The following is a 24,740-nucleotide window of genomic DNA, read 5'->3' as shown; positions in this document are numbered from 1 at the left end:
TTGCCCCGATTGGGGGACATTTTCGGGTCGCGGCACACACAAGGCGTCCCGGGCGGCCGTATTCAGCGCTCGCCCAGCGCTCGCCCAGCGGCCGTTCAGCGGTCGGCGACCCGCATCTCGAACCAGGTCGTCTTACCGCGCGGCAGCAGGTCGACCCCCCAGCGGTCGGAGAGCTTGTCCACCAGGAACAGGCCGCGCCCGCTGACATCCAGTTCCTGAACCGGCATAAGGCAGGGCAGACCTCGGGAGGGGTCACGGACCTCGACGCGGATCCAGCCGGGACGGCGGCGCATGCGCAGCCCGAAGACGCGGGCGCCGGTGTGCCGTACGGCATTGCCGACGAGTTCGGAGACGAGTAAGACCGCATCCTCGGTCAGCTTGGGCGTCAGCCGCCAGTGGCGCAGCACCACGACCTGGGCCAGCCGGCGCGCGGTGGCCGCCGACTCCGGGCGGGACGGCAGCGGCACCTCCGCCTCCGTCGGGTTGCCGAACAGTTCGAGCGCCTTGAGCGCATGTTCGTCCTCGACCGCCGGCGACCAGCGTGCCGCGGTCGCACGGCTGTGTCCCCGTGGCTGTTCGATGCCCTCCAGCCCCGCCATGCCCCCATGATGGCCGTCCGGAGCCGTCTTCGGGGCCGTTCCGGAGGAATGCGCCCCTCGCACGCCCCCGTTCCGGGCCGGTCGATCGGCATATGCCGACGACATGACAACGTCTGGCGTAACCCCTTTGACCTGCCGCGACGGCTCACTTCCGGGCAATCGTCAGGCTCCCTCGACGCGGCAGGATCAAGGCTCCCGTAAGGTTCCCATAAACCGCCCCATCGAGGGATCCACGGATCAGACGACGCGTCAACTGCAAGCAGTCTTGCGGAAGTTCACACCACGGACATGGTCGCGAAGATCACAGGAACTTGGCCTTGCCCGGCCCTTCCTCGACGAAGCTGCGCATGCCCCGCTCCCGGTCCTCGGTGGCGAACAGCCCCGCGAACCAGTTCCGTTCCACGGCGAGCCCGGTGTCGAGGTCGGTCTCGATGCCGGCGTCGATGGACTCCTTCGCCGCGCGCAGCGCGATCGCCGGCCCCTGGGCGAGCTTCGCGGCCCAGGCGTGCGCCTGCTCGTACACCTCGGCGGCCGGGACGACCCGGTCGACCAGGCCGATCTGCAGGGCCTCGTCGGCCTTCACCATCCGGCCCGTGAAGATCAGGTCCTTGGCCTTGGAGGGACCGACCAGGCGGGGCAGCCGCTGAGTGCCGCCGGCGCCCGGGATCAGGCCCAGCAGGATCTCGGGCTGACCGAGCTTGGCGTTGTCGGCGGCGATGCGGTAGTCGGCGCACAGGGCCAGTTCGCAGCCGCCGCCGAGCGCGTAGCCGGTGACGGCGGCGACGACGGGCTTGGGGATGCGGGCCACGGCGGTGAAGGAGTCCTGCAGGCCGCGGGCGCGCAGGACCATCGCGGTGTGGTCCATGTCCTGCATCTCCTTGATGTCCGCGCCCGCCGCGAACACCCGCTCGCCGCCGTAGATCACCACGGCGCGCACGTCGTCGCGTCGCGTGGCCTCCTCGGCGAGTTCCTTCAGCCGGTCCTGGGTGGCGATGTCCAGCGCGTTCATCGGAGGCCGGTCGAGACGCAGGGTTCCGACGCCTTCGGCGACTTCGAGAGTTACGGTCATGCGCAGCAGGTTAACGGGGACTAACGGCGCCTGGTCCGGTGCGGTCGGTCACACCCGGCCGGGGGTCTGGGGGTTGCCCCCCAGGCAAGCACAGCACGGGGACTAACGGCGCCTGGTCCGGTGCGGTCGGTCACACCCGGCCGGGGGTCTGGGGGTTGTCCCCCAGGCAAGCACAGCACGGGGACTAACGGCGCCTGGTCCGGTGCGGTCGGTCACACCCGGCCGGGGGTCTGGGGGTTGTCCCCCAGGCAAGCACAGCACGGGGACTGACGACGGCGGGCCCGGTGCCGTAGGTCACAGCACCGGGCCCGCCGAGTCACGCGGGGCCTACTTGGTCCACTCGGCCCAGGACAGGTTCCAGCCGTTGAGCCCGTTGGCCGGGTCCACCGTGCGGTCGTTCGAGTGCTTGACGACCACCACGTCGCCGATGATCGAGTGGTTGAAGAACCAGGCCGCCGGGACGCCCTTGTCGTAGCCGCCGCGCACGTCGCGCAGGCCGACGCAACCGTGGCTGGCGTTGAAGTTGCCGAAGGCGCCGCCGCCCCAGTAGTTGCCGTGGATGAAGGTGCCGGTCGTGGTCAGGCGCATGGCGTGCGGGACGTCCTTGATGTCGTACTCGCCGCCGTAGCCGACGGTCTCGCCGTTCATCCGGGTCACGGCGAGCTTCTCGCTGATCACCATCTGGCCGTTCCAGGTGTCGTAGCCGGGCTTGCCGGTGGTGACCGGGAGGGTCTTTATGACCTTGCCGTCCTGGGTGATCTTCATCGTGTGCTTCTTGGCGTCCACGACGGAGACCTGGTTGCGGCCGATGGTGAACTTCACCGTCTTGTGCTGCTTGCCGTAGACGCCGTCGCGGCCCTCGACCCCGTCGAGGTCCAGGTCGACGGTGACCTTCGTGCCGGACTTCCAGTAGTGCTCGGGGCGGAAGTCCAGGCGGTCGTTGCCGAACCAGTGGCCCTCGACGTCGACGGCCGGCTCCGTCTTGATCCGGACGGCCTTCTCCACGTCCTGGGGATGGGTGATGCCCCGGGTGAAATGGATGGAGAACGGCATGCCGACGCCGACGGTGGAGCCGTCCTCGGGGGTGAAGTAGCCGACGAAGGTGTTCTGCGGCGTGAGCGTGGTGAACGTGGAGTCCTCGGCGGCCTCGCGGCCCGCGGAGTCCTTGGCGACCGCGTGCACCGTGTACTTGGTGGCGGCGGCCAGATGGGCCGACGGCATCCACGAGGCGCCGCCGCCGGTGATGGCGCCGTCGACCTTCGCGCCCTTGGCGTCCTTGACCGTGACCTCGGTCAGCTTGCCCTGGGCGACGCTGACCTTCAGGGCGCCCCTGGTGTCGACGCCGGTGGCGCCGGACTTGGGCGATATGGTCACGGCGGCGGCGGACTGCTTGCCCTGCTGGGCCGGGCCCTTGCCCTTGCCGTCCCCGGAGCCGGACCCCGAGTCGCCGCCCCCGCCGCACGCGGTGAGCGAGAGCAGCAGGGCTCCCGCTATGAGTGCCAGCCCCTTGCGGCGCGTGCCCCGCCCCTCAACCGATGCCCCCGATATCGGCCGCACGTTCAAGTTGTTCTCCCCTCACAGGCCCTGGTCGGGCCCACCCCGGCGCGCCCAGCACGCCCATTGGTGCATGGTAATCGCAGGGTTTTGAGCAAGCTGTCAGACGAATGTCACCGTTGGGTCGCAACTTCGGCCATGGCCCGCAGCAGCTCGGCCGTGGCGCTGTCGGCGGGGAAGAACGTCTCGATGGCGATCTCGTCCAGCGTCACGTCGCGCGGGGACCCGAAGACCGTGGTGGTGCACAGGAGGCTGAGGTCGCCGAAGTCGGTGGCGAGCAGCAGCGGGACGGCCAGGTCGTTGACCGGCTCCTCGGCGGCGTGGCCGGCCGGGACCGGGTAGGACTCGATCTCGGCCGGCAGCTCCGCCAGGCCCTCCGCCGTGGTGCGGGCGAGCTGCCGGCGCAGGCGGCGCAGGACGTGCCCGCGCCACTGGCCGAGGTTCCGGATCCGCCGGGACAGGCCGTCGGGGTGCAGGGTCGCTCTGAGCGAGGGAAGGCGTGCACAGCGCGGCGGGAAGTCGCCCAGGAAGGCCGTCGCCGCGCGGTTGGCGGTCAGCAGCTGCCAGCGCACGTCGACCGCGAGCGCCGGGTTGGGCTCGTGGCCCGCGAGTACGGCGTCCACGGCGGCGCGGGCCGTTGCCTTCCCGCAGCGGGACCTCCGGCTCGTCGCACAGCCGCTCGATCATGTTCCGGCTCGGGGTGGCGCGCCCGGTCTCGATGTAACTCAGGTGCCGGGTGGAGAGGTTGACCGCCACCGCGACATCCAGTTGCGAGCGGCGGCGGTGCTCCCGCCAGCACAACGCCAACGAGGCGCGTGACGCCATCGAGGCGCGCAATTGCAGCCACCAGAAACCGAGTCGGCCATGGCCGAGACCACCGGGACCACCGAGACCACTGAGACCGGCACCGCCCTGCGGGAGCAGTTCGCGGAGCACATGGGCGGCGCCGTCAGGCACCCGAGGGCTTCGACTTGGACGCCCACGCGTGACGCCCAAGTCCCGCCCGTACGTGCTCACTTGATCGCGCTGCCCGCCGTCCACTGCTGCCAGCTCAGGTTCCACCCACCGAGGCCGTTGTCGGCTGCGACCATCTTGTCCTTGCTGTTCACGACCTCGACGACGTCGCCGATCAGGCTGCGGTCGTAGAACCAGCCGGCGGGGGTGTTGGAGCTGCCGCCCTTGACGTCCCTGAGGCCCACGCAGCCGTGGCTGACGTTCACGTGGCCGGGGGCGTCGGGGGCCCAGTAGTTGCCGTGCAGGAAGGTGCCGGAGTCGGTGAGTCTCATGGCGTGCGGGACGTCGGGGATGTCGTACTCGCCGCCGAAGCCGACCGTGCGGCTGTTCATGCGGGTGACGTCCAGCATGTCCATCACCACCATCTTGCCGTTGTACGTGGGGTGTTCGGGGGCGCCGGCGCTGATCGGCACGGTGGCGAGCAGCTCTCCGTCGCGCCGTACCTCCATGGTGTGCTTGGCCGCGTCGACCCGCGAGACCTGGCTGCGGCCCACGGTGAAACCGAGCGTCTTGTACTGGAGGCCATAGATGCCCGGCGCCCCCGCCACGTCCCGCAGGCGCAGGTCGACGGTGACCTCCGTCCCGGGCTTCCAGTAGTGCTCGGGGCGGAAGTCCAGGCGGCCGTTGCCGAACCAGTGCGGGCGGATGTCCACGGGGGGCTGCGCGGTGACGCGGACGGCGCGTTCGACGGCGGCCCGGTCGGCGATCTCCCGGCTGAAGGAGAGGGAGACGATCATCCCGGTGCCGACGACGGACCGGTTCTCGGGGGTCACGTAGGCGATGAACCGCTCGTCGGGGACGAAGGTGGTGAAGGTGGTGTGCCGGGCCGAGCGGTGGCCCTCGTCGTCCAGCGCGACCGCGTCGACCGTGTACTTGGCGGCGAGCGCCAGCCGCTCGTCGTCGGGCTTCCAGGTCAGGCCGTCGGCGCTGACGTGCCCGGGAACCGGGGTGTCCTGCGCGTCCTGGGACCTGGTGACCTTCACCTTCTCCAGGCGCCCGTCGGGCACCCGTACCCGCAGCCGGGTGTCGGGGCGGACGTCCTTGCCGCCGTCGTCCGGGGTGATGCGGATGACGTCCTCGGGGGAAGGGGGTTTGCCGAAGATCCGGTCGAGGTCCAGTCCGCCGGAGCCGCCCGAGGAGCAGCCGGCCAGCAGAGCCGCCCATGTCAGTGCCGCGGCCAGCGCGGCCCCCGTGCGTCGTGCGCGTGCTTGTACGTGCCTCACGCCGGACTCAACGACGGGCCCGCCCCGGGGAAACGACGGCGGGCCCGCTGCGGGGAAACGTGAGTGCGACCCGTGCGCTGGGCAGAACAGTGGGAGGACGACACACAGGGGAGCCGCAGCGCCCTCGTCAGGGGGGTGTCTTCAGGATCAGGTCGGCAGAAGGGAACAGAGCTGGTCGGGAAGACACCCCTCTGGTCTCGGGGCGCAGCTGTGTCAGAGCCGTCGGGGCGCAGCCGTGACGGGTGGCCGGGCGTGCCGCGGGCCGGGAGGTCCGGGCACGGTCGGCCCTTCGGCACGGCCGACCGCGCCCCGGCGAGCCACTGAAAGAGGGGCCGACTGGTGACGAGCGCAGCCGAGCAGCGGGCACTGGCCGAGGCGCGGACCGCCGAGGGCGGGCACCAGGCCGCCGCGGTGAACGGCGCCCGCCGCGCCGCCCCGCCCGCCCCGCCGGTGTGGCCGGGCGCGCCGACCCCGCTCGGGGCCCGGTTCCGCACGGGGCCGGACGGGGTCGCGGGCACCAACTTCGCGCTGTGGGCGGGCGGGGCGGAGGCGGTCCGGCTGTGCCTGTTCGACGAGGGGGGCCGGGAGACCCGGGTGCCGCTGACCGAGCTGACGCACGAGATCTGGCACGGCTTCGTCCCCGGCGTGCGGCCCGGACAGCGGTACGGCTACCGGGTGGACGGCCGCTGGGACCCGTGGACCGGCGCCCGCTGGAACCCGGCGAAGCTGCTGCTGGACCCGTACGCGCGCGCCGTGGACGGCGAGTACGCCACTTCCGGGCTGTCGCCGCAGTTGTACGGGCACGTCCGGGACTGGCCGGAGCAGCATGTCGCCGACACCGTGCGCGACGACCGGGACTCGGCGCCGTACGTGCCCAAGGGGGTCGTCGTCGACGATGACGACGACTGGGAGGACGACCGCCGCCCGAAGACCCCGTGGGCCGACTCCGTCATCTACGAGCTGCACGTGCGCGGCTTCACCAAACTGCACCCGGACATCCCCGAGGAATTGCGCGGCACCTACGCGGGGCTGGCGCACCCGGCCGCGATCGAACACCTGGTGAAGCTGGGCGTGACGGCCGTGGAGCTGCTGCCCGTCCACCAGTTCGCCCACGAGGACCATCTGCTGCGCCGGGGCCTGAGGAACTACTGGGGCTACAACTCCATCGGCTACTTCGCCCCGCACGCCGCCTACGCCGCCTCCGGTACGACGGGCCAGCAGGTCGGCGAGTTCAAGCGGATGGTCCGCGCGCTGCACGCGGCCGGCATCGAGGTCATCCTCGACGTGGTCTACAACCACACCGCCGAGGCGGGCGAGCTGGGGCCCACGCTGTCCCTGAAGGGCATCGACAACCGGGGCTACTACCGGCTCGGGGACGACGCCCGCCGCTACGCCGACTACACCGGCTGCGGCAACACCCTGCACGTCGTCCGGCCGCAGGTGCTGCGCCTGATCACGGACTCGCTGCGCTACTGGGTCACCGAGATGGGCGTGGACGGCTTCCGCTTCGACCTCGCCGCCGCGCTCGCCCGCTCGATGCACGACGTCGACATGCTCTCCCCCTTTCTCGCGGTCATCGCCCAGGACCCGGTGCTGCGCCGGGTGAAGCTGATCGCCGAGCCCTGGGACGTCGGCTCGGGCGGCTACCAGGTGGGCGCCTTCCCGCCCCTGTGGACGGAGTGGAACGACCGCTACCGGGGCACCGTCCGCGACTTCTGGCGCCATGCGCTGCCCGACGTACGGGAGATGGGCTACCGTCTGTCCGGCTCCAGCGACCTGTACGCCTGGGGCGGCCGGCGCCCCTACGCCTCCGTCAACTTCGTCACCGCGCACGACGGTTTCACGCTGCGCGACCTCGTGTCGTACGAGACCAAACACAACGAGGCCAACGGCGAGGACAACCGGGACGGCAGCGACGACAACCGCTCCTGGAACTGCGGGGCGGAGGGAGAGACGGCCGACGAGGGTGTACGGGCGCTGCGCCGCCGGCAGCTGCGGAACCTGCTGACGACCCTGCTGCTGTCCACGGGCGTGCCCATGCTGGTCGCGGGCGACGAACTCGGCCGCACCCAGCACGGCAACAACAACGCCTACTGCCAGGACAACGAGATCGGCTGGCTGGACTGGAGCCTGCTCGCGGAGCCCGGCTGGCGCGCGCTCTTCGACCTGACCTCCCGGCTGCTCGCCCTGCGCCACCGGCACCCCGTGCTGCGCCGCCGCGCCTTCTTCTCCGGCCGCGCCCACTCGGCGGACGGGCTGCGCGACCTGGCCTGGTTCACCCCACGGGGCGAGGAGATGACCGAGGCCGACTGGTACGCCCCGGCGGCCACGCTCGGCATGTACCTCTCCGGGCGGGACATCCCGGGCCGCGACGAGCGGGGCGCGCCGGTCCTCGACGACAGCTTCCTCGCCGTGCTGCACGCGGGCGACCGGCCGGTGTCCTTCGCGCTGCCGGGGCCGCCGTGGGCGCGGGAGTACGAGGTCGTCGTGGACACCTCCCGCGAGGACCAGGCGGCGGCACCGGACACGGTCCATCCGGCCGGTACCGCGATCACGGTGCCCGCGCGGTGTGTGCTGCTGCTCCGGGTGGCGCCTGTGTGACAGCCGGGGCCGGATGGCAGCGGACTGCGTGAAATACAACTGAGCCCCTTTGATTACCATCTGATAGCGTCTCAGGTGTGATTGTCCGGCGGGGGAGGTCGGTTCGCGGCCGGCCCACCCCTCTGGTCCGATCGCGGATAATGCATTCGCGGATAATTTCTGGAGCGATTTCGGCTATGAACAAGTTTGCGCGCGTATCAGTCGTGGCGAGTGCCATGTCGGCCGCATTGTCAATGTTCGTCGGGCTCGCGCCGACGGCATCGGCAGCGACCGGTCCTCGACTCATGAACGCGAATAACTACTGCCTGGGGAGCCAGGGGGGACACAACAGAACAAACGCTCTTCAGTGGTACTGCAACAGCAACCCCGATCAGTCCTGGCACTTCAGTAAGATGGGGAGCGATTCCCACGGCTCCTACTATCGGGTGACCAACGACAATGGTCAGTGTCTGGGTATCAATGGCAGCTCGAAGGCGTCCGGCGCAACTGCCATGGTGTGGGATTGCAACGGCCACAATGACCAGCTGTGGTACTGGAAGAATGGTTCCAGTGCAGGTTGGCACAAGATGCTCAACAGGAATTCCAAGATGTGCCTTGGCACAAAGGGGACCTCTGTCGGAGCGAAGGCAATTCAGTGGACATGCAATGGCAACCGTGACCAGAATTGGGGCCAGTTGAGCCACTGAGCAGGTGGCCCTGGACACCTCCACCAGCAAGGCCGCTCTGGACGTAGGACGTAGGACCAGCGGCGGACCGCGGTCGGGCCGAAACTCGGTGGGCGTTGCCGGTGCCGGTCCGTAGGCTCTCGATGATGCCCACGACACGTGCAACCACCGAGAATCGCCCAGCGAAACGGTCCGCCGTACGCACCCTGCTGAGGCTGTGGCCGTACGTCCGGCCGGTGCGGGCGCGGCTGTTCACCGCCGCGTTCGTCGCCGTCGTCGCCTCTTGTACGGGGCTGGTGATCCCGCTCGTACTGAAGTGGCTGGTCGACGGGCCGGTCGCCGACCGGGACCCGTCCGGGGTGTGGCTCGGGGCGCTGTACCTGCTGCTGCTCGGGATCGCCGAGGCGGTCCTGTTCGGCATCCGGCGCTGGCTGGTGGCCCGGCCGCTGTCGCACGTCGAGGCGGAGATGCGGGCCGATCTCTACCGGCATCTGCAGCGCCTCCCGGTGGCGTTCCACGACCGCTGGGCATCCGGCCAGTTGCTCTCCCGGAGCACGACCGACCTGATGCTGCTACGCATGTTCCTCGCCTTCCCGCTGACCTTTCTGCTGGTCAACGCGGTGACGATCCTCGTCGGCGTGGTGATCATGCTGATGCAGGACTGGGTGCTGGGGCTGGTCATCCTCGGACCCGTCATCCCCGTGATGTGGACCTGCGTGGTCTTCGAGCGGCGCTACGCCCACGTCGCCCGGCGCGCGCAGGACCAGGTCGGGGATCTGACGACCCTGGTCGAGGAGAGCGTCCTCGGCATCCGCGTCATCAAGGGCTTCGGCCGGCACCGCAGTCAGGCGCGGACGTTCCGCGAGCTGTCGGGGAAGCTGCGCGGCACGGAACTGCGCAAGGCGCGGCTGCTCGCCACGATCTGGGGCGTCATCGTGGCGCTTCCGGAGGTGGCGATCGGGGCGGCGCTGGTGCTGGGCGCGGTGCGGGTGGCCGACGGCGGGCTGTCGGCGGGCACGCTGGTGGCCTTTCTGAGCACGGCACTTGCGCTGCGGTGGCCGGTGGACTCCATCGGGTTCCTGCTGGCGATGAGCCAGGAGGCGGCGACGGCCACGGAGCGGTACTTCGAGGTGATGGACGAGGTGCCGGAGGACGTGGCCGCGCCCACCCGTGCCGTCCCGGCCACGCAGACCGAAGGACTCCGCTTCGAGAACGTCCGGTTCCGCTACCCCGACGCCCCGCCCCACTCCCCGCCCCTCCTCGACGGCATCGACCTGCACATACGCCCCGGCGAGTCCATGGCCCTGGTCGGCGCGACCGGCAGCGGGAAGACAACGCTCACCGCGCTCGTCCCGCGCCTGCACGAGGTGACGTCGGGCCGGATCACCCTCGACGGCGCCGACATCACCGCGATGTCCCGCGAGGAACTGCGCGCCAGGGTCGCCGTCGCCTTCGAGGAGCCGACGCTGTTCTCGGCGAGCGTCGGGGAGAACGTCCTGATGGGTGCCGCGGACGGTACCGGCCAGACGGAGCTGGACCGCGCTCTCGGCGTCGCGCAGGCCGACTTCGCGCACGCGCTCCCGCAGGGCACGGACACCCGCGTGGGTGAGCAGGGCCTGAGCCTGTCCGGCGGGCAGCGGCAGCGCCTCGCGCTGGCCCGCGCGGTCGTCGGCCGGCCGGAGTTCCTCGTGCTGGACGACCCGCTGTCCGCCCTGGACGTGCACACGGAGGCCGCCGTGGAGGCCGCGCTGCGGCAGGTTCTCGCGCAGACGACCGCGCTGATCGTGGCCCACCGCCCGTCCACGGTGCTGCTCGCCGACCGGGTCGCCCTGCTGTCGGAAGGCCGCATAGCCGCCGTCGGCACCCATCACGAACTGCTGCGCACGAACGCCGAGTACGCCCACCTGATGTCCGGGGAACCGTCCGGGGAGCTGTCCGGAGAACTGGAGGAACAGCGGTGACCACCACGACCACCTCCGCTCCCGCCACGGACAGCGGCGACCCGGTCCCGCCGCCCGCCGGCGACCCCTTCGACCAGGACGTCCTGCCCACCGCACCCGGCGCCACGGCCGCTCTGCTGCGCTCCCTGCTCGCGCCGCTGAAGGCCCGCGTCACGCTCACCGCCCTCCTCCTGCTGCTCCAGCAGGCGGCGGTGCAGACGGGCCCGCTGCTGGTGGCGTACGCCATCGACAAGGCCGTACCCGCGTTCCGGGACCACCGCCACGGTCCCCTGATCGCGGTCGGCGTCGGCTATCTGCTCTGCGCCCTGGTCTCGGGGCTGTTGCAGGTCGCCTTCATCGAGACCTCCGCCCGGGTCAGCCAGGACGTGCTGCTGGATCTGCGGGGCCGGATCTTCCGGCACGCGCAGGCGCTGAGCGTCGACTTCCACGAGCGGTACACGTCCGGGCGGCTCATCTCCCGCTCCACGACCGACGTCGAGTCGCTGCGCGAACTCCTCGACGAGGGGCTCCAGGAGCTGGTGACGGTCGTGCTGTCCTTCGTCTACATCGCGGCGATGCTGCTCTGGCTGGATCTCGGCCTCGGCGCGGTCGCCGTGGCCTCCTTCGTCCCGCTGTATCTGCTCGTACGGCTCTACCAGCGGCGCGCGGGGCGGATGTTCCGGTCCCGGTCCACGGCGATCGCGGCGGTGATCGTGAAGTTCGTGGAGACGATGAACGGCATCCGTCCGGTGCGCGCCTTCCGCCGGGAGGCCGCGAACGACGCCGAGTTCGCCGGGCTCAACAAGCGGTACGAGCGGGCGAACGGGGACGCGCTGCTGGAGATGGCCCGGTACGTGGTCGGTTCGCGGCTGGTGGCCAACACGTCGGTCGCGGCGATCGTGCTGTGGGGCGGCTACCGGGTGGCGTCCGGCTCGCTGGAGCTGGGCGTGCTGGCCGCCTCCGTACTGTATCTGCGGCGGCTGTACGACCCGATCGACCGGCTCGGCATGTTCCTGAACTCCTACCAGTCGGCGGCTGCCTCCCTGGAGAAGATCGCCGGGCTGCTGGCGCAGACCCCGTCCGTGCCGGAGCCGTCCGTCCCGAAGGAACTGCCGCCGCTGAAGAGCGAGTTCCCCGGCCGCGAGGTCGTCTTCGACGGCGTCCGCTTCGCCTACCGCACCGGCGGCGAGGTGCTGCCCCGCTTCGACCTGGCCCTGCCGGCCGGGCAGACGGTCGCGGTGGTCGGCTCGACCGGCGCGGGCAAGTCGACGCTGGCCAAGCTGCTCGCCCGCTTCTACGACCCGACCGAGGGGCGGGTGCTGCTGGACGGGGTCGACCTGCGGGAGCTGGCGACGCCGGAGCTGCGGCGCGGGGTGGTGATGGTGACGCAGGAGGCGTTCCTGTTCTCCGGCACGGTCGCGGACAACATAGCGATCGGCCGCCCGGACGCCACCCGGGAGGAGATCGAGCAAGCCGCGAAGGCGATCGGAGCGCACGAGTTCATCAGCGCCCTGTCCGACGGCTACGACACCGACGTACGCAAGCGCGGCGGGCGCATCTCCGCCGGGCAGCGCCAACTGGTCGCGTTCGCACGGGCGTTGCTTGCCGACCCGGCGGTGCTGATCCTGGACGAGGCGACCAGCTCCCTGGACATCCCGGGCGAACGGGCCGTGCAGCGGGCGATGTCGACGGTGCTGCGCGGCCGTACCGCCGTGGTGATCGCGCACCGGCTGTCGACCGTGGAGATCGCGGACCGGGTGCTGGTCATGGAGCACGGCCGGATCGTGGAGGACGGCCGGCCGGACGAACTGATCGCGGGCACCGGCAGGTTCGCGGATCTGCACCGGGCGTGGCGGGACAGTCTGGCCTGAGGGACGGAGACGGGGGCGGTCACAAGATGATCGACGCGTACGAGGATCCGGGCACGCCCGACCGTCGCGGCGGCTGGTGGTACCTGTGGTGGCTGGTGACCCGGCAGCCCGGCCGGTGCGTGGCCGGGGCGGTGTTCGGCAGCGTGTGGATGGTGCTGCTGGCGGCGACCCCGTATCTGATGGCCAGGGCGATCGACGAGGGGCTGGAGCCGGGCGACACGGGGGCGCTGGCCGGGTGGACGGCCGCGCTGTTCGTGGTCGGGGCAGTCAATGCCTGGCTGAGCATCATGCGGCACCGGGTGATGACCCGGGTGCGGCTGGACGCCAACTTCCGCACGGTGAAGGTCGTGGTCGGGCACGCGGTACGGCTGGGGGCCGCGCTGCCCGCGCAGATGGGGGCCGGCGAGGTGGTCACCATCGGCGTGGCCGACGTACAGACGATCGCGACGGCGCTGACGGTGGTCGGGCCCGGTGTGGGCTCGGTCATGGCGTGCTTCGCGGTCGCCGGTCTGCTGCTGTCCGTCTCCGTGCGGCTGGCGGTGGTGGTGCTGGTCGGGGTGCCGCTCGTCACCCTGATCGTCGGGCCGCTGCTGCGCCGGCTGCAGCGGGCGGAGACGGAGTACCGCGAGCGGCAGGGCCTGCTGACGGCGCGCATCGGCGACCTCGCGGGCGGTCTGCGCGTCCTCAACGGCCTCGGTGGCAAGGGGCTGTTCGCCGACTCCTTCCGCGCTCAGTCGCGGCGGCTGCGCGACCAGGGGTACCGGGTCGGCGCGGTGACCAGCTGGATCGAGGCGCTAGGCGCGGGGCTGCCGACGCTGTTCCTCGGCGTGGTGACCTGGCTGGCGGCGCGGATGGCGGCCCGCGGGGAGATCACCGTGGGCGAGCTGGTGTCGGTGTACGGCTATGTGGCGGTGCTGGCGGGGTGGCCGGTGGCGATGCTGGTGGACGTCGGCTACTACCTGGGCCGCGGTGTGGTGGCCGCCCGGCGGGTCGTGGCGCTGTTGCGGCTGGAGCCCGAGCCGGACACCGGGACCGCGGAGCCGCCCGGCGAGCCGTCGGTGTTGCACGACCCGGAGTCGGGCGTGCGGGTGCCGCCCGGGCAGCTGACGGCGCTGGCCGGCGCCCGCCCGGCCGATGCCGCGGCCGTCGTCGACCGCCTGGGCCGCTACGCGCCCTCGGACGTCACCTGGGGCGGGGTACGTCTGGACGCGATCCCGCTGCCCCGGGTGCGCGAGCGCATCCTGGTCGCCGACCACGAGGCCGACCTGTTCGCGGGTCCGCTCGGCGAACTGGTGGGCGGATTGCGGGAACGGGAGGAGGCGGAGGTGCTGGGCGCGGTGCACGCGGCGGCGGCCGACGACATCGTGCGCGGCCTGCCCGACGGCCTCGACTCCCTGATCGACGCCCAGGGCCGCAACCTCTCCGGCGGCCAGCGCCAGCGCGTACGGCTCGCCCGGGCCCTGCTGGCCGACCCGGAGGTGCTGCTCGCCGTGGAACCGACCTCCGCGCTCGACGCCCACACCGAGTCCACGGTGGCCGTCCGGCTGCGCGCGGCCCGCAAGGGCCGTACGACCGTGCTGACGACCACCTCGCCGCTCGTCCTGGACCGTGCGGACACCGTGCACTACCTGGTCGACGGCAAGCTCGCGGCCACCGGCACCCACCGCCAACTGCTCGCCGGGGAACCGGGATACCGGGCACTGGTGTCCCGCGACACCGATCCGGCCGACACCGAGGAGACGGTGCGATGACGCGCGGGAAGCTGCCCGTCGCCGGGCCCGAGCAGGTGCGGCGGGCCGCGCTGCGGCTGGTGCGGGCCGACGGGCGGGTGTTCGCGCTCGTGCTGGCGCTGAACGCGGCGGCGGCCGGGGCGGGGCTTGCCGGGCCCTGGCTGGTCGGGCGGATCGTGGACGAGGTGCGCTCCGGGGGCGGGGTCGGCGCGGTCGACCGGCTGGCGCCCGCCATCCTGCTGTGCTCGGTGGCGCAAATGCTGCTGGCGCGCTGGGCGCGGTACGCGGGGCACCGGTTCGGGGAGCGGACGCTGGGCCGGGTCCGCGAGGAGTTCGTCGACCGGGCGCTGGCGCTGCCCGCGGCCGTCGTGGAGCGGGCCGGCACCGGCGACCTGACCGCGCGCGGCACGGCCGACGTGACGACCGTCGGCACCACGCTGCGCGACGTCGGCCCCGAACTGCTCGTCTCCGGCGTCCAGTCGCTGTTCCTGCTCGGCGCGGTGTTCCTGCTCGACCCGCTGCTCGGCGCCGTCGGGATGGTCGGCCTCGTGCCCATCACGGCCGTCCTGCGCTGGTATCTGCGCCGGGCCCGCGCGGGGTATCTCGCCGAGGGCGAGGCCACCTCGGAGGTCGCCGAGATCCTCGCGGCGACGGCGGCCGGGGCGCGGACGGTCGAGGCGTTCCGGCTCGCGCAGCGGCGCACCGCCACCAGCCGGGAGGCGCTGGAGACGTCCCGGCGCACCCGCTTCTACACGCTGTATCTGCGCACGGTGTTCTTCGTCGGGGTCGAGGTGTCCTACCTGCTGCCCGTGGCCGGGGTGCTGCTGGCCGGCGGGGTGCTGCACGCGCACGGCACGGTGAGCGTGGGCACGGTCGTGGCGGCGGGCCTGTATCTGCGCCAGCTCAGCGAGCCGCTGGACGCGGTGCTGATGCGGGTCGAGCAACTGCAGGTCAGCGGCGCCTCGTTCGCCCGGGTCGAGGGCCTCGCCCGCACCCCGAAGGCGGCACCGGAGGACGGGCGCACCGCCCCCGCGGACGACCGCCTGGACGTCACCGGGGTGCGGTTCGCCTACGACCGCGGCGGCGAGGTGCTGCGCGGTGTCGACCTGACAGTCAGGCCCGGTGAGCGGCTGGCGGTGGTCGGCCCGTCCGGCGCCGGGAAGACGACGCTGAGCCGGCTGCTCGCGGGCATCGACGTGCCGACGCACGGCACGGTGACGGTGGGCGGGGTGCCGGTCGCGGCGCTCGCGCCGGAGCTGCTGCGCCGCCAGGTCGTACTGGTCACCCAGGAGCACCATGTCTTCCTGGGCACGGTCCGCGACAACCTCCTGATCGCCGAACCGGCGGCCACGGACGACGAGTTGTGGGCGGCGCTGGCGGCCGTGGGCGCCGACGACTGGGTCCGCGACCTGCCCGAGGCCCTGGACACCCTCCTGGGCCCGCAGGACCACCCCACCGACGGCTCCCAGGCCCAGCAACTCGCCCTGGCCCGCGTGGTGCTGGCGGATCCGCACACGCTGATCCTGGACGAGGCGACGGCCCTGCTGGATCCGGCCACGGCCCGGCACACCGAACGCGCCCTGGCCGCCGTCCTGGAGGGCCGTACGGTCATCGCCATCGCCCACCGCCTGCACACGGCCCATGACGCGGACCGGGTCGCGGTGATGGAGGACGGCCTGCTGACGGAACTCGGCACGCACGAGGACCTGGTGGCGGCCGGCGGGGCGTACGCGGCGCTGTGGCGGACCTGGCACGGGGACACTTCCGAGCGGCCCGCATGAGGTGTCCGTATACCGAACAGTCCGTATAGCGAACATGAATATCCGGTCAACGGACCATTTCCAGCCAAGTTTATGACGTGGTCCTGACAGGAAACCCTCTCTCCTGCCACTCTTCCCACGGCCGATTCATCGCGACCCCACTTCTGCATGCCCTGCGTGAGCGGCCCTGCAACACCCACACGGTTTCTGCGCAATGCCCTGTACCGCCCGGACGGCCCCACCGCCCGGTCTGTTCTGCCCGGTCGGCGCCACCGTCCGGTCTCCCCATGGCCGCGCGACCCGCGGTCACGCAGAAGGAGTCAGTGTTGAGACGCAATACCTCTCGCGGACGCACCTCCCACACCGCGCACCGCCGCACCGCCACCGTCGCACTCGCCGGTGTCGCCGCGCTCGTCGCCGCGGCCGTCCAGTCGGGCGCCGCCACCGCCGCCCCGGCCGACCAGGCGCGGACCGGCAAGGCCAACCTTGCCCACCTGGCCGTGAAGCTCACGCCCTCGCAGCGCACCGAGCTGATCCGCCACGCCGACGCCACCACGGCGGCCACCGCCAAGGCGATCGGCCTCGGCGTCCAGGAGAGGCTGGCCGTCAAGGACGTCGTCAAGGACGCCGACGGCACGGTCCACACCCGCTACGAGCGCACCTACGCCGGTCTGCCGGTGCTCGGCGGCGACCTGATCGTGGACACCGCCAAGTCGGGCGCCACCAAGCAGGTCATCAAGGCGAACAGCCGGACGCTGAAGGTCGCCGGCCTCACCCCGGCCGTGTCCAAGGCCGCGGTGGAGCGGCAGGCCGTGGCACGGGCCAAGGCGCTCGGCAGCACCAAGTCCGCCGCGGACCACGTGCGCAAGGTCATCTGGGCCGGCTCCGGCAAGCCCGTCCTCGCCTACGAGACGGTCGTCGGCGGCCTCCAGGACGACGGCACCCCGAACCAGCTGCACGTCATCACCGACGCGGCCACCGGCAAGAAGCTCTTCGAGTACCAGGGCATCAAGACCGGCATCGGCAACACCCAGTACAGCGGCCAGGTCAGCCTGACGACGACCCAGTCGGGCTCGACGTTCACGCTCAACGACGGGGCGCGCGGCGGCCACAAGACCTACAACCTGAACCACGGCACCTCGGGCACCGGCAGCCTGTTCTCCCAGTCCAACGACACCTGGGGCAACAGCACCACGTCCAACGCGGCCACCGCGGGCGCGGACGCCCACTACGGCGCCGCGGAGACCTGGGACTTCTACAAGAACACCTTCGGCCGCAGCGGCATCAAGAACAACGGCGTCGGCGCCTACTCCCGCGTCCACTACGGCAACGCCTACGTGAACGCCTTCTGGGACGACGGCTGCTTCTGCATGACCTACGGCGACGGCTCCGGCAACACCGACCCGCTGACCTCCCTCGACGTCGCGGGCCACGAAATGAGCCACGGTGTCACCGCCAACACCGCGGGCCTCGAGTACAGCGGCGAGTCCGGCGGCCTGAACGAGGCCACCTCCGACATCTTCGGCACGGGCGTGGAGTTCTACGCCAACAACTCGACCGACGTGGGCGACTACCTCATCGGCGAGAAGATCGACATCAACGGCAATGGCACCCCGCTGCGCTACATGGACAAGCCCAGCAAGGACGGCGGCTCCGCCGACAGCTGGTCCTCGGGCGTCGGCAACCTCGACGTGCACTACTCGTCCGGCGTGGCGAACCACTTCTTCTACCTGCTCAGCGAGGGCAGCGGCGCCAAGGTCATCAACGGCGTCAGCTACAACTCGCCCACCTCGGACGGCCTTCCGGTCACCGGCATCGGCCGGGACAAGGCGCTGCAGATCTGGTACCGGGCGCTGACCACCAAGTTCACCACCACCACCGACTACGCGGGCGCCCGCACCGGCACCCTCGCGGCGGCCGGTGAGCTGTACGGCACCACCAGTCCCGAGTACGCGGCGGTGCAGGACGCCTGGGCAGCCGTCAACGTCGGCTCCCGCTCGGGCGGCGGTGGCGGCGGCACGGGTACGACGTACGACAACAACACGCCGGTGGCCATCCCGGACAACGGCCCCGCGGTGACCTCCTCCATCAACGTCACCGGCCGGACCGGGAACGCGCCGAGCAACCTCCAGGTGAGCGTCGACATCACGCACACCTGGCGCGGTGACCTGGTGATCGATCTGATCGGCCCCTCGGGCACCGCCTACCGGCTGAAGAACTTCAGCTCCTCGGACTCGGCGGACAACGTCAAGCAGACCTACACGGTCAACGCCTCGTCCGAATCGGCCAACGGAACCTGGAAGTTGCGGGTGCAGGATCAGGCCACGTACGACACGGGCACGCTGAACGACTGGAAGCTGACGTTCCCGTAAACCACGGGCCACAGGGCCGGAAACAAGGGGCCGTCCGAGAGGTCACACCTCTCGGGCGGCGCCCGTTTACATGGCTGCAACATTTATCAGACAGTCGATTTTCGGCCAACATCGTTTAAGGGGCCTGACATGTACGCGGCCCTGATGTCACTCTCTCCCCACCCGCCGCAGCAGCACAGCAAGTTCACGCAAGCCACACCCGACCCGTAACCCCACACCGGTCGGGCTCCCCCACGAAGGAGCTTTAAGTGAGCCCCCTCTCTGCGCGTCACAAGCGCACCTCTCTGGCCGTCGCCACCGCTGTCGCCGCCGGAGCTCTGCTCTCCACTGGTCTGACCACCAGTGCCTCCGCCCAGACCCCGGCCGGGTCCGTCGGCATGAAGCCGCTGGCCGCCGCGCCGACCACGCTGTCCGCCGCTGCGCGTACCACCCTGATCCAGCAGGCCCAGGCCGGCGCGGCCGACACCGCGCGCCACATAGGCCTCGGCGCCAAGGAGAAGCTGGTCGTCAAGGACGTCGTCAAGGACGTCGACGGCACCGTGCACACCCGCTACGAGCGCACCTACGCGGGCCTCCCGGTCCTCGGTGGCGACCTCGTGGTCCACACCTCGAAGGCCGGCAAGACCGAGGGCGTCACCAAGGCGACCAAGGCGGCCATCAAGGTGGCCTCGCTCAAGCCGCAGATCACCGCCGCCAAGGCCGAGAAGCAGGCGCTGGGCGCCGCCAAGACCCTCGGCTCCGCCAAGACCGCCGCGGACGGCGCGCGCAAGGTGATCTGGGCCGGCTCCGGCAAGCCCGTCCTCGCCTTCGAGACGATCGTCGGCGGCCTCCAGGACGACGGCACCCCGAACCAGCTGCACGTCATCACCGACGCGGCCACCGGCAAGAAGCTCTTCGAGTACCAGGGCATCGAGAACGCGACCGGCACCGGCAAGAGCCTGTACTCCGGCACCGTCAGCCTGAACACCACGCTGTCGGGCTCGTCGTACCAGCTGAACGACACCACGCGCGGCGGCCACAAGGTCTACAACAAGGCGCACAAGTCCACGTCCACCCAGGGCACCCTGTTCACCGACGCGGACAACGTGTGGGGCACCGGCACCGCCTCCAGCTCCTCCACCGACCAGACCGCGGCCGTCGACGCCGCCTACGGCGCCGCGGAGACCTGGGACTTCTACAAGAACACCTTCGGTCGCAGCGGCATCAAGAACAACGGCGTCGCCGCCTACTCCCGCGTCCACTACGGCAACGCGTACGTCAACGCGTTCTGGGACGACAGCTGCTTCTGCATGACCTACGGTGACGGCACGAACAACACCGACCCGCTGACCTCGCTGGACGTGGCCGGTCACGAGATGAGCCACGGAGTCACCGCCAACACCGCGGGCCTGAACTACAGCGGTGAGTCCGGCGGCCTGAACGAGGCCACCTCGGACATCTTCGGCACGGGTGTGGAGTTCTACGCGAACAACGCCTCGGACCCCGGTGACTACCTCATCGGCGAGAAGATCAACATCAACGGTGACGGCACCCCGCTGCGCTACATGGACAAGCCCAGCAAGGACGGCGGCTCCGCCGACTCCTGGTCCTCGGGCGTGGGCAGCCTGGACGTGCACTACTCGTCCGGTGTCGCCAACCACTTCTTCTACCTGCTGTCCGAGGGCAGCGGTTCGAAGACGATCAACGGGGTGACCTACAACTCCCCGACGTCCAACGGCTCCACGGTCACCGGCATCGGCCGGGACAAGGCGCTGCAGATCTGGTACAAGGCGCTGACCACGTACTTCACGTCGACCACCAACTACAAGGCGGCCCGCACGGGCACCCTGAGCGCGGCGGCGGACCTGTACGGCTCCGGCAGCGCCGAGTACAACGCGGTGGCGGCGGCCTGGTCCGCGGTCAACGTCGCCTAGCGGCGACCGGTCGACCGACCGGCAGAACTGAGGGCGGTACCCGGAACGAGCGTGTTCCGGGTACCGCCCTACTCTTGTGACCCATGTCCTCGGCGCCCTTCACGTACGAGCCCGTCGGCGCGACCCGCGACGACCTGGCCGCCTGCCCGCCCGGCTTCCACCCGATGCTGGTACGCACCCGCCTCGGCGAGGGCCCGGAGGTCTTCCGCCGAGCCGCCGAGGCCGTCCTCAGCTGGGAGATGCACCGCGCGATGGGCGTCGGCATCGACGCCGCCGCCGACCGCGCGGCCCCCGGCGTCGACGTCACGGTCACCCTCGCCGGCCTGATCAAGGCCCCCTGCCGCATCATCTGGACGGTGGAGGAACCCCGCCGGGCCGGCTGGGCCTACGGCACCCTGGAGGGCCACCCCGAGTGCGGCGAGGAGGCCTTCGTCGTCGACCGCACCGGCGACGGCACGGTCTGGCTCACGGTGGCCGCGTTCAGCAAGGGCGCCAAGTGGTACGCCCGCGCCGGAGGACCGGCGACGCGAGGGCTGCAGCACGCCTACGCACGGCGGTGCGGCAAGATCCTGCGGGACCTGGCCACCACGAATCCCCAGGACTGACCCTCACCTCAACAGCACCCCCGCCCCCTCCACCGCCTCCACCGACGGCACGGTCACCAGCCCGGCGTCCGCCGCCGAGGCCAGCAGACGGTGGGACGGGAGGATGCGGACCGTGTAGCCGTAGGGCCCCGTGCGGTCCAGCGCGAGAGGTCCCTCGTACAGCACACGGCCGTCCAGGTCGGGCGTGCCGGCCGGCTTCAGCGGGACCGTCGTGGCGTCGGTGATGCGGTCCTCCGAGTCGACACGTCCCGACACCGCCTGGACCTCGACATCGTCCGGGCTCAGCTCGCCGAGGCCGACCCGGACCCGAAGGCCGACGCTCGTGCCGAGTTCCGCCGTGGCCGTCGTCTCGGTCGTCTCGGTCGTCTCGACATGCTCGACGCTCACGCCGGGCCAGGCAGCGCGCACCCTGGCCTTCCAGGCAGCCAGTTCGCGCGCGGTGTCCGGGGTCAGCGCGCGATGTGCCTGGGCGGCGGGGGCGTAGAGCCGCTCGACGTACTCCCGGACCATGCGGCCGGCCAGCACCTTCGGACCCAGCAGGGTCAGCGTCTGGCGGACCATCTCGATCCACCGGTCGGGCAGCCCGCCCCGCCCGCGCTCGTAGAAGCGCGGGGCGACCCGCCGCTCCAGCAGGTCGTACAGGGCCGCCGCCTCGATGTCGTCACGGCGGTCGGGGTCGGTGCCAGCGCCGTCGGCGGTCGGGATGGCCCAGCCGAAGTCCGGCTGGAACCATTCGTCCCACCAGCCGTCCAGCACCGAGAGGTTGAGGCAGCCGTTCAGCGCCGCCTTCATCCCGCTCGTGCCGCAGGCCTCCAGCGGGCGCAGCGGGTTGTTCAGCCAGACGTCACAGCCCGGGTAGAGCTTCTGCGCCATCGCCATGCCGTAGTCCGGCAGGAAGACGATGCGGTGGCGCACCCGCGGGTCGTCGGCGAACTTCACCAGCTCCTGCACGAGCCGCTTGCCGCTGTCGTCCGCCGGGTGCGCCTTGCCCGCGACGACGATCTGGACCGGGTGCTCGGGATGCAGCAGCAGCTCCAGCAACCGGTCGCGGTCCCGCAGCATGAGGGTGAGCCGCTTGTACGACGGCACGCGCCGGGCGAAGCCGATGGTCAGCACGTCGGGGTCGAGGACTCCGTCGATCCAGCCCAACTCGGCGTCTCCGGCGCCGCGTTGCCGCCAGGAGGCGCGCAGCCGGTCCCGTACCTCCAGCACCAGCTGCTCGCGCAGGGCTCGGCGCAGCTCCCAGATCTCCTGGTCCGGGATGTCGGTGACCGCGTCCCAGCGTTCCGTGCCGCCGACGGTCAGCGCATCCTCGGCGCAGGGGGCGCCGACCTGCCGGGCGCCGAGCCGGAGCACCTCCGGGGCGACCCAGGTGGGCGCGTGCACCCCGTTGGTCACGGAGGTGATCGGCACCTCCTCGGCGTCGAATCCCGGCCACAGCCCCGCGAACATCTCCCGGCTGACCTGCCCGTGCAGCAGCGACACCCCGTTGGCCCGCTGGGCGAGCCGGAGCCCCATCACGGCCATGTTGAACAGGTTGGGCTCGCCTCCCGGATAGGTCTCCATGCCCAGCGCCAGGATGCGCTGCACGTCGATGCGCGGGAGTTCGGCGTCCGGCCCGAAGTGCCGGGCGACCGCCTCCCGGTCGAAGCGGTCGATGCCGGCCGGGACCGGGGTGTGCGTGGTGAACACGGTCCCGGCGCGTACGGCCTCCAGCGCGGAGTCGAAGTCCAGTCCGCCGTCGCACAGCTCGGCGATCCGCTCCAGACCGAGGAAACCGGCGTGCCCCTCGTTGGTGTGGAACACCTCGGGCTCCGGATGCCCGGTGAGCCGGCAATACGTCCGTACGGCCCGCACCCCTCCTATGCCCAGCAGCATCTCCTGGAGCAGCCGGTGCTCGCTGCCGCCGCCGTACAGCCGGTCGGTCACCCCTCGCTCGCCGAGGTCGTTCTCCTCCACGTCCGAGTCGAGCATCAGCAGCGGCACCCGGCCCACCTGCGCCAGCCAGATCCGCGCATGCAGCGCCCGGCCGCCGGGAAGGGCGAGGGAGACGCGCGCCGGGGAGCCGTCCTCGTCCCTCAGCTGGCCGAGGGGCAGCTCGTTCGGGTCGAGCACCGGGTAGTGCTCCTGCTGCCAGCCGTCACGGGAGAGGGTCTGGCGGAAGTACCCGTGCCGGTACAGCAGTCCGACACCGATCAGCGGTACGCCCAGATCACTGGCCGCCTTCAGATGGTCGCCGGCGAGGATGCCGAGGCCGCCGGAGTACTGGGGCAGCGCGGCGGTGATCCCGAACTCCGGGGAGAAGTAGGCGACGGCCGCGGGCAGCCCCTCGGCCTGCGCCTGGTACCAGCGATCGCCGGTCACATAGTCGCCCAGGTCGTCGGCGACGGCCGTGAGACGGCGCAGAAAACGCCGGTCCCCGGCCAGCTCGGCCAGCCGCGCCGGGGCCACGCTGCCCAGCAGCCGCACCGGATCACCCCCGGCCTTGGCCCAGCGCTCGGGATCGACGGACTGGAACAGGTCGCGCGTTTCCGCATGCCAGGACCAGCGCAGATTACGCGCCAGTTCGTTCAGCGGCCGGAGGGGGTCGGGGAGAACGGGACGGACGGTGAACCGACGGATCGCCTTCACATTCCACCTCAGCGGCGTTGCGGGGTGAGACGCACGGCGCTGTACGTCTCGTCGTCACCGTCGACGGTAGTGGTTACCGAGGGGTCGGTGGGGACATACCGGGACAGGGTGTCGGGGCGCGCCGGAGGCGCGGGTGAGGCACGAACGGGGCGCGAGGACCGGCGCGTCGGCCATCGCGCGCGGTATCCGGTCTTGTATGTCGACATACGGCTGAGTAGTTAACAAGGTGCCGGATTGCCCACCCGAATAGAGTGGAAGGCTCCTCCGGTACGCCTCACCGTCGTACCAGCACCCCCGCAGGATCCACGGCCCCACACCCATCCGCCCACACCCCCGTTGAAGCGGACAGGAGCGGTCATGCCAGCCAAGCACCACCCGTCAGCGCTCCCGACGACGGGCACCAGCACCAGCACACACGCGATCACCACCGTCGGCCGGATCCCCGTCCTCGACGTGCGCCCCGTGGTGCAGCACGGGCGCAGGCCGGCGAAAGCGGTGACCGGTGAGTCCTTCGAGGTGTCGGCCACCGTGTTCCGGGAGGGCCACGACGCCGTCGCCGCGAACGTCGTCCTCAGGGATCCGGAGGGCCGGGCCGGGCCTTGGACGCCGATGCGGGAACTCGCCCCCGGCACCGACCGCTGGGGCGCCACGGTCACGGCGGGCGAACCCGGCCACTGGACCTACACGGTGGAGGCCTGGGCGGATCCGGTCACCACCTGGCGGCACCATGCCCGGATCAAGATCCCGGCGGGGATCGACACCGAACTCGTCCTGGCGGAGGGCGCGCTGCTGTACGAGCGCGCGGTCGCCGGGGTCCCCGAACGGCAGCGCAGGGCCCTGCGGGAGGCGGTGGCGGCCCTGCGGAACGAGAACCGCCCGGCCGCCTGGCGGCTCGCGGCGGCGCTGGCGCCGGAGGTGGACGCGATCCTGGCCCGCCATCCCTTGCGGGAGTTGGTCACCGCCTCCGACGCGATGCCGCTGCTCGTCGAGCGCGAACGCGCCCTGTACGGCTCCTGGTACGAGTTCTTCCCGCGCTCCGAGGGCACCGCCCGAAAGCCCCACGGCACCTTCCGCACGGCAGCGCGGAGGTTGAAGGCGATCGCGGAGATGGGCTTCGACGTCGTCTACCTGCCGCCGATCCATCCGATCGGTACGACGTTCCGCAAGGGCCGCAACAACACCCTCACCCCCGC

Annotated in this window: 16 protein-coding genes and 1 pseudogene; 10 read left to right on the top strand and 7 right to left on the bottom strand. The window is 71.3% G+C overall.

The genetic code is table 11. The features are described 5' to 3' along the window. Positions 1 to 95: 95 nt before the first annotated feature. From ACWD3E_RS40615 to ACWD3E_RS40590, 6 genes and pseudogenes are all read right to left on the bottom strand, one after another. Entirely contained in the window at positions 96 to 704 is a 609-nt protein-coding gene (locus ACWD3E_RS40615; protein WP_451392504.1) for an ATP-binding protein, read from the bottom strand. A 196-nt stretch (positions 705 to 900) separates the two neighbouring features. Then, the gene (locus ACWD3E_RS40610) at positions 901 to 1,668 is read right to left on the bottom strand and encodes an enoyl-CoA hydratase/isomerase family protein (RefSeq protein ID WP_451392503.1); all 768 of its coding nucleotides are present in this window, start codon (positions 1,666 to 1,668) and stop codon (positions 901 to 903) included. 327 nt (positions 1,669 to 1,995) lie between these two features. Next, a complete protein-coding gene (locus tag ACWD3E_RS40605) occupies positions 1,996 to 3,231 on the bottom strand; it encodes a L,D-transpeptidase (protein ID WP_451392502.1) in 1,236 nt (411 codons plus the stop codon). 104 nt (positions 3,232 to 3,335) lie between these two features. Further along, a complete protein-coding gene (locus tag ACWD3E_RS40600) occupies positions 3,336 to 3,845 on the bottom strand; it encodes an MmyB family transcriptional regulator (RefSeq protein ID WP_451392501.1) in 510 nt (169 codons plus the stop codon). 79 nt (positions 3,846 to 3,924) lie between these two features. Then, positions 3,925 to 4,047: pseudogene (locus ACWD3E_RS40595) on the bottom strand (hypothetical protein); the annotation flags it as partial. Positions 4,048 to 4,235: 188 nt separating this feature from the next. Continuing rightward, a complete protein-coding gene (locus ACWD3E_RS40590) occupies positions 4,236 to 5,459 on the bottom strand; it encodes a L,D-transpeptidase (protein WP_451392500.1) in 1,224 nt (407 codons plus the stop codon). Between the two features lie 339 nt (positions 5,460 to 5,798). On the opposite strand from ACWD3E_RS40590, the gene glgX reads away from it, so the two are divergent. The 9 genes from glgX (at position 5,799) to ACWD3E_RS40545 (ending at position 20,916) form a co-directional block, all read left to right on the top strand. Beyond that, positions 5,799 to 8,060 carry a glycogen debranching protein GlgX gene (glgX, locus tag ACWD3E_RS40585; protein ID WP_451392499.1) on the top strand — a complete coding sequence of 754 codons (2,262 nt, stop codon included), beginning with the start codon at positions 5,799 to 5,801 and terminating at the stop codon, positions 8,058 to 8,060. A 140-nt stretch (positions 8,061 to 8,200) separates the two neighbouring features. Continuing rightward, positions 8,201 to 8,746 (top strand): RICIN domain-containing protein, encoded by a 546-nt coding sequence (locus tag ACWD3E_RS40580; protein WP_451392498.1) that lies wholly within the window; start codon positions 8,201 to 8,203, stop codon positions 8,744 to 8,746. Positions 8,747 to 8,871: 125 nt separating this feature from the next. After that, positions 8,872 to 10,686, top strand: coding sequence for an ABC transporter ATP-binding protein (locus tag ACWD3E_RS40575; protein ID WP_451392497.1), 1,815 nt, complete (start codon positions 8,872 to 8,874; stop codon positions 10,684 to 10,686). Next, positions 10,683 to 12,536 (top strand): ABC transporter ATP-binding protein, encoded by a 1,854-nt coding sequence (locus ACWD3E_RS40570; RefSeq protein WP_451392496.1) that lies wholly within the window; start codon positions 10,683 to 10,685, stop codon positions 12,534 to 12,536. Before ACWD3E_RS40575 ends, ACWD3E_RS40570 begins: the two co-directional genes overlap by 4 nt. Positions 12,537 to 12,562: 26 nt before the next feature. Further along, positions 12,563 to 14,287: an ABC transporter ATP-binding protein gene (locus ACWD3E_RS40565; protein WP_451392495.1), complete on the top strand. Its 1,725-nt coding sequence runs from the start codon at positions 12,563 to 12,565 to the stop codon at positions 14,285 to 14,287. Then, positions 14,284 to 16,047, top strand: a complete 1,764-nt coding sequence (locus tag ACWD3E_RS40560; protein WP_451392494.1) for an ABC transporter ATP-binding protein — start codon at positions 14,284 to 14,286, stop codon at positions 16,045 to 16,047. Before ACWD3E_RS40565 ends, ACWD3E_RS40560 begins: the two co-directional genes overlap by 4 nt. 266 nt (positions 16,048 to 16,313) lie before the next feature. Next, positions 16,314 to 18,398, top strand: coding sequence for a M4 family metallopeptidase (locus ACWD3E_RS40555; RefSeq protein WP_451392493.1), 2,085 nt, complete (start codon positions 16,314 to 16,316; stop codon positions 18,396 to 18,398). Between the two features lie 248 nt (positions 18,399 to 18,646). After that, entirely contained in the window at positions 18,647 to 20,311 is a 1,665-nt protein-coding gene (locus ACWD3E_RS40550) for a M4 family metallopeptidase (RefSeq protein WP_451392492.1), read from the top strand. An 83-nt stretch (positions 20,312 to 20,394) separates the two neighbouring features. Further along, positions 20,395 to 20,916 (top strand): DUF1990 domain-containing protein, encoded by a 522-nt coding sequence (locus ACWD3E_RS40545; RefSeq protein WP_451392491.1) that lies wholly within the window; start codon positions 20,395 to 20,397, stop codon positions 20,914 to 20,916. Positions 20,917 to 20,919: 3 nt separating this feature from the next. On the opposite strand, the gene glgP is transcribed toward ACWD3E_RS40545, so the two are convergent. Further along, complete coding sequence (gene glgP / locus ACWD3E_RS40540; protein WP_451392490.1) at positions 20,920 to 23,547, bottom strand: alpha-glucan family phosphorylase; 2,628 nt, start codon at positions 23,545 to 23,547, stop codon at positions 20,920 to 20,922. A 357-nt stretch (positions 23,548 to 23,904) separates the two neighbouring features. On the opposite strand from glgP, the gene ACWD3E_RS40535 reads away from it, so the two are divergent. Next, the coding region (locus ACWD3E_RS40535) for a maltotransferase domain-containing protein (protein WP_451392489.1) at positions 23,905 to 24,740 on the top strand (836 nt) is incomplete at its 3' end.

Source organism: Streptomyces sp. NPDC002676 (assembly GCF_053592455.1).
This window is presented reverse-complemented; position numbering and strand designations above follow the sequence as displayed.

Bases quoted from the DNA above. Each gene is read 5' to 3' on its own strand.
- ACWD3E_RS40565 (WP_451392495.1), top strand. From the start codon at position 12,563: ATGATCGACGCGTACGAGGATCCGGGCACGCCCGACCGTCGCGGCGGC.
- ACWD3E_RS40610 (WP_451392503.1), bottom strand. From the start codon at position 1,668: ATGACCGTAACTCTCGAAGTCGCCGAAGGCGTCGGAACCCTGCGTCTC.
- ACWD3E_RS40545 (WP_451392491.1), top strand. From the start codon at position 20,395: ATGTCCTCGGCGCCCTTCACGTACGAGCCCGTCGGCGCGACCCGCGAC.
- ACWD3E_RS40555 (WP_451392493.1), top strand. From the start codon at position 16,314: ATGGCCGCGCGACCCGCGGTCACGCAGAAGGAGTCAGTGTTGAGACGC.
- ACWD3E_RS40575 (WP_451392497.1), top strand. From the start codon at position 8,872: ATGCCCACGACACGTGCAACCACCGAGAATCGCCCAGCGAAACGGTCC.
- ACWD3E_RS40580 (WP_451392498.1), top strand. From the start codon at position 8,201: ATGCATTCGCGGATAATTTCTGGAGCGATTTCGGCTATGAACAAGTTT.
- ACWD3E_RS40615 (WP_451392504.1), bottom strand. From the start codon at position 704: ATGTCGTCGGCATATGCCGATCGACCGGCCCGGAACGGGGGCGTGCGA.
- ACWD3E_RS40560 (WP_451392494.1), top strand. From the start codon at position 14,284: ATGACGCGCGGGAAGCTGCCCGTCGCCGGGCCCGAGCAGGTGCGGCGG.